Source organism: Occallatibacter sp. (assembly GCF_049802275.1).
Taxonomy (GTDB): Bacteria; Acidobacteriota; Terriglobia; order Terriglobales; family Acidobacteriaceae; genus Telmatobacter.
Window position 1 is genome coordinate 1 of the sequence record NZ_JBARMD010000501.1, and the last position, 10,903, is coordinate 10,903.

The 10,903-nt window shown below is 56.8% G+C and carries 10 protein-coding genes, 1 tRNA gene and 1 pseudogene; 2 read left to right on the plus strand and 10 right to left on the minus strand.

Annotated features, from left to right (window positions below; all coding sequences use genetic code 11):
* The first annotated feature begins 36 nt into the window (after positions 1-36).
* A tRNA-Ser gene (locus WA354_RS17425) sits at positions 37-126 on the plus strand.
* Positions 127-436: 310 nt separating this feature from the next.
* On the plus strand, positions 437-712 hold the full coding sequence (locus WA354_RS17430) for a hypothetical protein (RefSeq protein ID WP_472814295.1): 276 nt from the start codon (positions 437-439) through the stop codon (positions 710-712).
* Between the two features lie 341 nt (positions 713-1,053).
* Here the strand turns inward: WA354_RS17430 and WA354_RS17435 are convergent, their stop codons facing one another.
* The 10 genes and pseudogenes from WA354_RS17435 to WA354_RS17480 form a co-directional block, all read right to left on the minus strand.
* Entirely contained in the window at positions 1,054-2,118 is a 1,065-nt protein-coding gene (locus WA354_RS17435) for a protein-glutamate methylesterase/protein-glutamine glutaminase (RefSeq protein WP_472814296.1), read from the minus strand.
* Between the two features lie 15 nt (positions 2,119-2,133).
* On the minus strand, positions 2,134-2,652 hold the full coding sequence (locus tag WA354_RS17440) for a chemotaxis protein CheD (RefSeq protein ID WP_472814297.1): 519 nt from the start codon (positions 2,650-2,652) through the stop codon (positions 2,134-2,136).
* Complete coding sequence (locus WA354_RS17445; protein ID WP_472814298.1) at positions 2,633-3,493, minus strand: CheR family methyltransferase; 861 nt, start codon at positions 3,491-3,493, stop codon at positions 2,633-2,635. The genes WA354_RS17440 and WA354_RS17445 overlap by 20 nt, the downstream gene beginning before the upstream one ends.
* Before the next feature lie 10 nt (positions 3,494-3,503).
* Entirely contained in the window at positions 3,504-4,013 is a 510-nt protein-coding gene (locus WA354_RS17450) for a chemotaxis protein CheW (protein WP_472814299.1), read from the minus strand.
* A 72-nt stretch (positions 4,014-4,085) separates the two neighbouring features.
* A complete protein-coding gene (locus WA354_RS17455) occupies positions 4,086-6,299 on the minus strand; it encodes a methyl-accepting chemotaxis protein (RefSeq protein ID WP_472814300.1) in 2,214 nt (737 codons plus the stop codon).
* A 107-nt stretch (positions 6,300-6,406) separates the two neighbouring features.
* Positions 6,407-8,176 carry a chemotaxis protein CheA gene (locus tag WA354_RS17460; protein ID WP_472814304.1) on the minus strand — a complete coding sequence of 590 codons (1,770 nt, stop codon included), beginning with the start codon at positions 8,174-8,176 and terminating at the stop codon, positions 6,407-6,409.
* A gap of 33 nt (positions 8,177-8,209) precedes the next feature.
* A pseudogene (locus WA354_RS17465) lies at positions 8,210-8,455 on the minus strand (Hpt domain-containing protein); the annotation flags it as partial.
* Complete coding sequence (locus WA354_RS17470; RefSeq protein WP_472814301.1) at positions 8,433-8,789, minus strand: hypothetical protein; 357 nt, start codon at positions 8,787-8,789, stop codon at positions 8,433-8,435. The gene WA354_RS17470 and the pseudogene WA354_RS17465, both read right to left, overlap by 23 nt.
* A 301-nt stretch (positions 8,790-9,090) precedes the next feature.
* Positions 9,091-9,453 carry a response regulator gene (locus WA354_RS17475; RefSeq protein ID WP_472814302.1) on the minus strand — a complete coding sequence of 121 codons (363 nt, stop codon included), beginning with the start codon at positions 9,451-9,453 and terminating at the stop codon, positions 9,091-9,093.
* A gap of 53 nt (positions 9,454-9,506) precedes the next feature.
* Positions 9,507-10,903, minus strand: a 1,397-nt coding sequence (locus WA354_RS17480) for a hypothetical protein (RefSeq protein WP_472814303.1), incomplete at its 5' end; no start/stop codon positions are given.

A 10,903-nucleotide genomic window follows, 5' to 3' on the forward strand; every position in this document is an offset into this window, starting at 1 on the left:
GTGCGGTAAACTGACGGATAGTGGCCTTTCCCCAGCGGAGGGATGGGTGAGCGGTTGATACCGGCGGTCTTGAAAACCGTTGTACCTGAAAGGGTACCGGGGGTTCGAATCCCTCTCCCTCCGCCAAGACCTCAGTTCTAAACGCGAAGTTGCGCGTTTTCCCTCTCATTTGACAACTACATTGTCGCGTTTCCGGCGTGACGGTTGCCTATGTCTTGTGACCGGAAGGATTTTCCATGAGAAGCTCCGCCGCACCTCGATCTAATGAGATTTCCTGGTTTCCAAATCAAAGTTCTGGCGCGACGTGGTTAGGGGGCCGGAGGAGCCACCGCCTTCGCAACTGCACGCGCCAACTCATCGGGAACAAAGTTCGCTACGTAGCCATCGGCCCCACCCGATTGGCATGCGACTCGTTGGCGGATCCGGATAGCGACAAATGGATGACTACGGGAACGGCCCGCAGGACCAGATCTTGTTGCTGCCACCCACGCCAACCCCGTTTGATAACTACAGCAACGTCAGCTTGACCGGCGCAGAGGATATGACAACCGGTCTATTCCATCTCACCGGACTCAGTTCGCTAGGCTTCAGCGGCTCGAGCGGCTTCGGTATATACCCCGTTGACGGGAACCGTGTCCCGGCGATCGAGACGGATGGGGGCGCTAATGGAATCCTTATGCTGGAAAGCACAAGCCAACTCCAATCGCACTAACCAATACACCAGAGCGACCGGTGCGAGAGCACCGGTTCGCGTGGTTAGGCAGTTCCCAGTGGAGCTAAGCGATTATCCTCATCGCTTGCAGCGCTGTAAATTGCTGCGGCGGAGGCGGCGGAGAAGGTGGCAGCCAAATCGCCACCAAATGATCCTCTCTCTGGGCCGCGACTGACCCTTGGCTGCCAAATGGCATCTAGCAGCCTGCCTCTTCGGTTTTTCGGCCACCTGCTGAGCACAACGATCAACTCGGATGACGAGCGAGTGGTTTGAGCACAGCGGTCTTGCGCCATCCGGGACGGGCTGATGTCCGAACAGCCGTGCCTGTTATGGCTCTTCGCTTATGCGCCGTGCTTGAGAATGGCCGCAGGGACATCCGCGAGAGGCAGCACCTTGTGCACTCCGTTTAACCTGATGGCTTCCTTGGGCATGCCGAAGACAATGGAGCTCGCTTCATCCTGCGCTATATTGAAAGCTCCGGCCTGCTTCATCTCAAGCATGCCGCGCGCACCGTCGTCCCCCATCCCGGTGAGGATTACGCCGACCGCATTTGGGCCGGCGTAGCGCGCAGCCGAGCGAAACAGAACATCAACCGAAGGCCGATGGCGGCAGACGAGCGGCCCATCCTTGATTTCGACGAAGTAGCGCGCACCGCTGCGACGAAGCAGCATGTGATGGTTACCCGGCGCTATCAATGCGCGGCCGCGTAATACTGTGTCGTTGGTTTCCGCTTCTTTCACGGTGATGGCGCACAATCCATCGAGACGGTTAGCGAAGGCGCGGGTGAAGAGTTCGGGCATGTGCTGAACGATGACGATGCCGGGTGCGTCGGGAGGGAGGTTTTCGAGCATGCATTTTAAAGCTTCGGTGCCCCCGGTCGATGCGCCAATTACGATCACTTTTTCAGTGGTCTCATCCATGGCATGCGTTGCCTGCCGCAGAATGACATCGGCAGTAAGCTTAGGTTGGACAACATGATAAACGCGTGGCTCACCCAGCCGTGCACCTGCGGCAGCTTTCACGATGTCGCAGATGGAGGTACGTGAGTCTTCGAAATATTGCCGTGTTCCCAGACGAGGCTTGGTGATGATGTCGACAGCCCCATATTCAAGAGCACGCAAGGTGCTTTGTGCACCTTCATCGGCGAGACTTGAGCAGATTACAACCGGAACCGGATGCTGGGTCATGATCATTTTCAGAAACGTCAGCCCGTCCATGCGCGGCATCTCGATATCGAGCGTGATGACGTCAGGAACTTCTTCGGCGATGCGATCAGCGGCTACGAAGGGATCGGCGGCGGTGGCCATGACTTCAATCTCGGGGTCACTGGACAACAAGCTGCTGAGCGCCTGCCGCACCACCGCCGAATCGTCTACTACAAGTACACGGATTTTCTTTGCGCCCATCCTAGACCTCGGTTCTTACGTCCGCGCCAACGTCCGAAGATCCATCCCAGCTAATTTGCGGAGGAAAACTTCTCCCGTATCCGTATGAAATTCGATAAAGATGCCGCGGCTGCCACCCAGGTGCGATGCAAGTACTCGAAATCCTTCGTCCTCAAGGATGCGCAAAGCGATCTCGGCATTCATCCTGCCGACAGTTGCATTCTTGCGAGAGGACGCCAAAACGTCCGCGCCACCGAAAAGTTTAACTTCTACTTCGCGGCGCGCGGCCCCGAGTCTGTCGAATGTGTCAGCAACTTCGCGGATCACATAATCAACATATCGCCGTGCAACAACCGGGTCAGCACGAACGAAGGGCTTCGGAGTGTGCGTGGGCATTATGGGATGACATAGAGCCGAAGCACCGAGGCGGGGCTCATGAAAGGTAATGCCGACGCAGGAGCCGAGCACGGTCTTCAAGATAGATGGAGTGCGCACGATACGCAATTCACCTGGCTGAAGATAAAACTCGGGCAGATCAGTTGCGAGGGCGGGCATGGCTTTTCCGGTAGAGCGCGGGAGCCACCGGCACGACGGGCAAATCCATGTCGTGCAGGGTCTCGGAGTGACCGACGAATAAATAGCCCGAAGGCGTGAGATTTTGGATCAGCTTCCTCAGGATGCCTTCCTGTGTGGCGCGATCGAAGTAGATGAGAACATTCCGGCAGAAGATAGCGTCACATTTGTCGGCCAGCAGATAGTCTGGGTCCATGAAGTTGATACGGCGGAAATCAACAAGCCTTCGCAGTTCCGGCGCGACGCGCACGCGAGAGGATGCGGAGTCGCGACTGCGCAGGAAGTACTTGTGCTTGAGAGCGAGAGGAATGGGCGCAATGGATTCAGATGAGTAGATGCCAGCCTCCGCCTTCCCAAGTACGGCGGTGGAGATGTCAGAAGCCAGGATGTGGAACCGAAAACCTAGATGCGTGCCGGCGTATTCGCTGAGCACCATAGCCATGGTGTACGGCTCCTCCCCGCTCGAACAACCTGCACTCCAAATAACAAACGCACGACCATTCCCATCCAGTTCCGGGAGCACTTTCTGGGCGAGAAATTCGAAGTGGGCCGGTTCGCGGAAGAAGTCGGTCTTGTTAGTCGTGATGACGTCGATAAGAGAAATGAGTTCATCCTTCATTCCTTTATTGCCGAAGACAAAACCGCAGTACTCGGCGTATGTCGCCATGTTCAAGGTCCGCAGCCTGCGTTTGAGGCGGACCTCGACCATGGTTTTCTTTTCCGGGCTGAGGCAGATACCAGCTTCGGTGTAGATGAGCTCTCGCAAACGCGCAAAGTCGCGTGTGGTAAGCCCCGCTTCCATAGCCATACCTGCCTGGCTCACGTTGTCTCCTTTATGCAGCTGCGGCTTCGATTAATGGCTTTTCCTGGGAGTGGAACCCGGTGAGTTCGTCGGCCGAAAATACGCGGTCGATGTCGAGGATCATGATGAAGTTGTTATCGCGTTTGCCCATGCCCTTGATGAAGTCCACACGGATCTGCGTACCTATGCGAGGCGCAGGTTGAATCTGATCGGGCTCGAGGTCGATGACCTCTTCAACCGAATCTGCCAGCGCCCCGATGACCGTGGGCTCATTTTCGAGCAACACCTCCACGACAACGATGCAGGTGTTACGCGTGCTTACTGTCCGAGTCATTTCAAAACATAACCGCAGGTCAACGACCGGGACAACGCTGCCGCGCAAATTGATAACGCCCGCCATAAACTCCGGCGTTCGCGGGATCTGAGTAATTGCAGTCAGGTCCAGAACTTCCCTTACCTTGGCCACATCGGTGGCAAAGATCTCATTGCCGAGCTTGAAGGTGAGGTACTGGCGCGTCTCCGTGATTTCATTCACGCTCATGAATTCATTTCCTTTCTGGTGTTGCGCGTGGAGTTCCTGGGCGCCTGGTCACTCAACCAGGCGGGCCGCGCCTTAGTACCTCTCAAACTCACCATCCGAATCTTCCTGCTTGTCCTTCAACCGCAGGGAGACGCCATGTTTAGTGCCGATGGCGGCCACATGACTCGTTGCTTTGAAAGCGGTGTGGGTGGCCATGGGACGCGGCTTGGCTGATTTCGAAGCCGGCCTGTGGGCGGAGGCATCCCCTTCATCGCCAGTGTGGAAGAACGAGAGCGCACTGACCAATTGCTCGGACTGTCCGCTAAGTTCTTCGGTGGTCGAAGCCATTTCTTCGGCCGCGGAAGCGTTCTGCTGGATAACCTGCTCGAGCTGCTGCAGAGCCTTGTTGATTTGCTCGGCGCCGGTATCCTGTTCCTTGCTGGCCGCGGAAATTTCCTGGACCAGCTCGGCGGTGCGCTGAATGTCGGGAACGAGCTTGTCCAGCATCTCTCCGGACTTCTCGCTGACCCTTAGCGTTGTGCTGGAGAGCTGATTGATCTCCCCCGCTGCCTTCTGACTGCGCTCAGCCAGTTTGCGGACTTCGGCGGCCACCACCGCAAATCCCTTGCCATGTTCGCCGGCGCGGGCTGCTTCAATGGCTGCATTGAGAGCCAGTAGGTTGGTTTGGCGGGCGATCTCTTCGATAATGGAAATCTTGTTGGCGATTTCCTTCATCGCCGCAACGGCTTCGAGCACGCTTTTGCCGCTTTCCTGTGCATCCTTGGCGCTCTTGTTGGCGATCTTGTCGGTCTGCTGCGCGTTGTCAGCATTCTGCTTGATGTTGGAGACCATTTCCTCCATGGACGAAGAGGCCTCTTCTGCAGCAGCAGCCTGGGAGCTGGCGCCCTTCGATACCTGCACAGATGCGGTGGATATGGATTGACTGGCTGCTGCAACTTCGCCGGCGATAGTGCGAATTTCAGAGACTGTGCGGGTCAATCCCGCAACCATGGCGACGAGTGCTTGCATCAGCTTGTCTTGCGCACCTCGTTCCTTCAGAGCGACTGTCAGATTGCCACCGGCGATCTGTTCGGCACCTGCGGTAATCTCGTTCATGGCGCCGATCAACATGTTGAGGTTGTTCTTAATGTTGTTGAAGTCGCCGTTGTAATTCTCTGTAATTGCCGGCGGGATATCCCCTTTGGCGATCAGATCGACGTAGCGAGCCGATACGTTGAGTGGCCCGATGATCGCCTCGAGCAGCGCATTCACACCGCGCATAATGTCAGCGTAAGCACCTTTAACTTCTTCCGGATGGCCGCGCTCAGCGAGTTGTCCGGCTTTTGCTGATTCTGTAAGTCGCATCAGCATCTTCTCGAGTGTCTGAAGAACCTCGGCGACGTTGTTGATGGCTACCTTCATCTTTTCGTGATCACCACGGTAAGTTTGAGTAATCAGCTCATCGATCTTTCCGTCGGAAATCTGAGCAAGGATGCGGTTGCCTTCAGCGATGGGCAGGAGGATGGCATCGAGCATTTCGTTGACGCCCCGGACGATGCCTGCATAGGCGCCGGCAAACTGCTCAGGCTTGCCACGCTCACTGAGTTGGCCTTCATGGGAGGCGTGGGTGAGCCGCGCCATTTCTTTTTGCAGACCCTGCAACACGACAGCCACGTTGTTAACGGCGATCTTCATCTTCTCGTGGTCGCCTTTGTAGGTCTGCGCAATCAGCTCATCGATCTTGCCATCCGAGATCTGTGCAAGGATGCGGTTGCCTTCGCCGATGGGAAGAAGGATGGCATCGAGCATTTCGTTGACGCCGCGCACAATGCCCGCATAGGTGCCCGCAAATTGTTCCGCTTTACCGCGTTCCGTGAGCTGACCTTCATGGGAGGCATGGGTGAGCCGTGCCATTTCCTTTTGCAGGCTCTGCAAAACGATGGCAACGTTGTTGATGGCGAGCTTCATTTTCTCGTGGTCGCCCTTGTAGGTCTGGGCGATCAGCTCATCGATCTTGCCGTCGGAGATCTGCGCAAGGATGCGGTTGCCCTCACCGATGGGAAGAAGGATGGCATCGAGCATTTCGTTGACCCCCTGAATCAACTCACGATCGGGGCCGTTAAAAGCTGTGGCGCGACCTCTTTCGGTCAGCCGGCCTTCCTTGGAGGCATCCACAAGGCGCATGATTTCATCGAGCAGCGCGCCGCGGTCATGTTGGGTGGCAATGGCAATATGCTTGCCGTTCTTGGTGTGGCCGCTTTCTGCATCGTGCAACGTGCGGCCATCGCTCACTAGTGTGTGTGACATCGTTTCCTTCCTTCTTTCTGCCCTGGATCATGTTGCGATCAGCTTCCAGTACAGTCTTGTTTGGTTTCTCTTGGGGTCAAATATCGGCGCAAGCGGCCAGCATTACATCAATCGAATTTCCCTGGGCCGGATAAGGTCGCGCTTACCCTGTCCACGAGCGTCGGGTGTCCGCGCACGCGAGGTCCAACGGCGCGAATGCATTCCTGCACCAGCCTGTGAGGATCGAGAATGAGGGCCACTGTCCCGTTGCCGAGAATGGTGGCGCCCGAAACCGTTTGCATGTGGCGGTAAACGCGGCCCAGCGACTTGATCATGGTCTGGCAGTTGCCCAGCACGCGATCAAACACCAGCCCGTAACAGCCATCTTCGGTATCGACCAGCATCACCTGCTCAAAGGAAGGCGGAGCGGTGGTGATGCCAAAGTGCTCTCGCAAACGAATGTAGGGCACCACCTTGCCGCGCACGTTGATAAGGTGCCTGCCATTGGCACTGTCGATCTCGGCCCGTGAAAGCTCGGTGCATTCCAGCGTGTCTGCCAGCGGCAATACAAAATACGCGTCGCCTACCATTACCAGCAGTCCATCGATGATGGCCAGGGTGAGAGGAAGGCGTAGTGTGACAGTGGTACCCTGGCCGGGCCTGCTGGCGACATCGATGATTCCCCTGAGTTTGTCGATATTGCGGCGCACGACATCCATGCCTACGCCGCGGCCGGAAATATCGGTAACTTCTCGAGCGGTTGAGAATCCAGGCTGAAAGAGCAGCGAATGAAGCTCGGAGTCGCTCAGTTGAGCCTCAGGATTAATCAACCCTCGCTCGATGGCGCGCGAGCGAACTGCTTCGACATCGATTCCGCGACCATCGTCCGAGACGCTGATCAGGACACTTGCCCCGCAGTAGCGAGCTGAGAGCTGAATGGTGGCGCGCGCGGGCTTCCCGTGCGACCGGCGATCCTCAGGTATCCCGATGCCGTGGTCCATGCTGTTGCGAATCAGGTGCATCAGGGGATCGCCAAGCTGGTCGATGACCGTCTTGTCGAGCTCGGTGTCGGCTCCTTCGATGGTCAGTTCAACTTCTTTGCCCAAATCGCGCGCCAAGTCGTGCACGAGACGGCGGAACCTCTCGAAGGTAGCGCGGATCGGCATCATGCGCACATTCATCGAGGTTTCGCGCAATGCAGACGCCAGGCGATCTACTTCTTCAGCGACTGCGGTTATGTCGGGATCGTCGCGGCGTGAAGACAGTTCGCTGAGACGGGCCTGCACAGTAACCAGCTCTCCTACAAGATTGACGAACTGATCGAGCTTGGTGACCGCTACACGAATGGTGCTGCTGTTGTCAGACGAGTCATAGTGGCGGCGGCCGCCTTGTGCTTCGCGCTTTTCTTTGAGCCCGAGTGCGGTCCGATCCGTTTCGACCTCCGCAGGCTTCTCTTGCGGTTCAATGGACAATTCGCAACAGTCTTCGACAAAGATAAAGACGTCGCGGATCGCATCGAGGCTGGCGGATGTACGCAGAATGAAATCCCACGCTACGTAACAGCGTTCGGGATCGAGCTCAGCGAGGGGAGGAAGAGATGCCAGGCTTGCGGTTGCCGTCAGTTCGCCCAAGCCGCCGAGCTCACGAATGAGCAGCAGCGGATCGCTACCGCCGCGCATCAGCTGCGGCCCGGGGGAGAAATGAATCGTCCAAACCCGGTCGCAGCCGGTTTCGCCTGAATGATCACCACGCGAATCCGACGATGCGGTTCTCTCCGCAGGCGATTGATCCTGGGTAGCGGTCATGATCCGCAAACGCGCGAGCAGACGATCGTTCGCCAGGCGGTTGTCCTTGGGTGATTCTTCCAGAAAGTCACGGACATGATCGAGCGCATTCAAGGTCAGATCGACAAGCTCCGCGGATACCGCAAGCCGCCCACTGCGGACTTCATCGAAGGCGTTTTCCAGGCTATGCGTAAAAGCGGCGAGCGCATCGAAGCCAAACATGGCTCCAGAGCCTTTGATGGTGTGGAGGGCACGGAAGGCGCGTCCGACCAGTTCCATATCGTCGCGATGCTCATTCAGTTCAAGGAGGGCGGTCTCAAGGTCGACAAGGATCTCGCGCGCTTCTTCGCGAAAGGCGACGCGAAACTGATCAGTACCGGCTGGTGAGGACATCGGCCCTTTCTTGCGGCGACGGGCTCTGCAACATCGCGCTCAGAATTGACGCAAGCCCGTTGTTCAAAAACGATTGTTCGACCTGTGCGCTCCACGGGCCTTCGACCACGAACTGTGCGGCGCCTAAAAGGGACGGGCATGAAACAGCAGCCCAAAGCAGTTGTACGGTCGTGACATCGATCGAAGTAGCGGCAGAAACCCGAATTGAGACGCGCGATTCTGACCCGGCGGGCTCCATCAGGGCGTCTTTCAGTTCCGCAGCCTGTGCGATATCGACGACATCCGCGAGGGCGATGCGCCGGACTCCATCGTTGTTTTCGGTGCAGATTGCCATACGGGTTACCCATACGAGGCACATGTGCCCACCATCAAGCACGCAGTTGAAAGCGCGTCGCGTGACGCAGGTTGTGTCACTTATTTGTATCGGTGATTACCGTGCAAAGGATCAGCCAAATGCAAGTTGTGTTTGGTTTGATTCCTTTAACGAAAGACGTCGTTCAATTGCGGGGATCGGGAGTTCAATTCGGGAATGCCTTGGGCAATGGAGTGATTAGTGTCGCCTCAGGGTTGTCGAAGCGAACGGGCTGAACGTGAGCAGCATGACGATGCCGTTGCCAAGCTGGGGGCTTGCTGGCCTAGCGCACGAGTTTCTGAACGACTGCCAGAAGCTGATCGCCATTAAATGGTTTGACGATCCAACCGGTTGCTCCGGCCCTGCGGCCCGCATCCTTTTTTTCTGGATGCGACTCGGTGGTTAGCATGAGGATTGGGGTAAACGCATATCCTTGCAGGGTGCGCACGGCGCCTATCATCTGGATGCCGTCCAGGTTGGGCATATTCAGATCGGTGATGATCATGTCGAATTTCGCCTGGCGTGCCTTGGCGAGCGCATCGCGTCCGTCGCAGGCTTCTCCCACTTCGTAGCCGGCTTTGCGCAAGGTGAAAGAAACCATCTGCCGCACGCTGGCCGAGTCATCGACGCTCAATATTCGCTTCATCGAAGAAGCCTCCTTTTCTACATTCACCGATTCGATGGTCCATGGACAGCAAGTCAGAACAGTTCAACATCATTCCCCTGTACTGCCGTGCTAACCTCGGGCGGCGGTTCACCATACAATGCGGCGCGTAAAATGCGTCGTTCCAGTTCACTGCTATAAATCGCCGCGCACTCGGTTTCGATCCTAAAGCGTGCGTCATCTGTCAGCTTTTCATTACCTGGGAAGGCTTCTTCCGCATTCCAAAGCTCGGTCTGCGCCTCTTCCAGAAGGGCCATATACCTCGCAAGCCGTTCTGCGCTGTTCCCGAGAATCGTGCTTTCATCCTGCATCGCGGTGACGGCAGATTTGACTTTGCCGCCGTTACAGTCAGCGATGGCAGCTGCCCTGGAGAGCGCCACAAGGCTCTCGTTGCTGTCGTGACGCGCTTTTTCGAGATCTTCCATGCCAAGACGTTTCCTGATCCGATGGGCTCGTTCGGCGTCGGCAGAGGAATTCAGCATGGCTTCCAGCGTCCCGCGGGAGCGATCGGTTAACGCGGACCATCCCGCGGAGATACGGCCAATGTTGCCGGTGATTTCAAGGACTGCGGGGGCATCGCCGAGATGGCAGGCCTCAACCATGGAGTTAAGGTTCAACAGCTGCATCTGGTCACGGGCAAGCTCGGATCGGTCAAGGTAAGTTCTGGTGAGACGCATGAGCTCACCTATTTCCGCAAGGCTAGCCTCAATCTCCACATCATCGGCGGCGCATTCCTGCTCGATGCTTTCGAAATGTGAAAGTTGCGATGATAGGAGGCGCTCCTGTTCCAAAATCTTGGCGCCAATGGCCAACACGTCAGAAGACCCAACGCGCAAGATACTTTCCAGGCATTGATGTACCTGATCGATCCATTCTTTCGTGCTTCCGCGGGCATTCTGAATCTGGAATGCTTGCACTTTCAGAATCATGTTCAGTCTCGGATCGGAACGGTGCCCGTTGCGGATCTCGAACTCTTTCGATGTCCGGATGAGCATATCCCGAACATGCTCAGTCTGCTGGCGGGTGATGTCCTGCATCTGTATCGCTTCCACCACCTTGGCGATGTTCCGTGAAATGAGAGCTAGGCACTGATGAAAATCGGTAGTAATGCGCGCGAAGTCGAAAAGTGCGGTGTCCATTGACCCAATCGAGTTACTCAGTTGGGCCTCGATGCCAGTGAGATGCCCTGTTCGGTGCTGAAGGGCAAGATTGAGTTTGAGTTGGCGCTCGATAAGAGTCGCACGGCGCTGTTCGGCCTTCGACTGAATCTCCGAGGCTCCAGATAAAACCATCGCGGAGAATTCATCCAGTTCGCATGCCATATATTCAAAGCGGCGTCCGGCCCCTGCCAACCGGGCCGCTTCAATGCTGGCCAAAACCCGCAGGACCCATCCTTCGCGGGCGATGGAGTGTTGTTCTTTGGTCAGGGCCA

Coding starts and splice junctions, on each gene's coding strand:
- WA354_RS17430 (WP_472814295.1), top strand. CDS start 437: ATGGATGACTACGGGAACGGCCCGCAGGACCAGATCTTGTTGCTGCCA.
- WA354_RS17435 (WP_472814296.1), bottom strand. CDS start 2,118: ATGGGCGCAAAGAAAATCCGTGTACTTGTAGTAGACGATTCGGCGGTG.
- WA354_RS17440 (WP_472814297.1), bottom strand. CDS start 2,652: ATGCCCGCCCTCGCAACTGATCTGCCCGAGTTTTATCTTCAGCCAGGT.
- WA354_RS17450 (WP_472814299.1), bottom strand. CDS start 4,013: ATGAGCGTGAATGAAATCACGGAGACGCGCCAGTACCTCACCTTCAAG.
- WA354_RS17455 (WP_472814300.1), bottom strand. CDS start 6,299: ATGTCACACACACTAGTGAGCGATGGCCGCACGTTGCACGATGCAGAA.
- WA354_RS17470 (WP_472814301.1), bottom strand. CDS start 8,789: ATGGCAATCTGCACCGAAAACAACGATGGAGTCCGGCGCATCGCCCTC.
- WA354_RS17475 (WP_472814302.1), bottom strand. CDS start 9,453: ATGAAGCGAATATTGAGCGTCGATGACTCGGCCAGCGTGCGGCAGATG.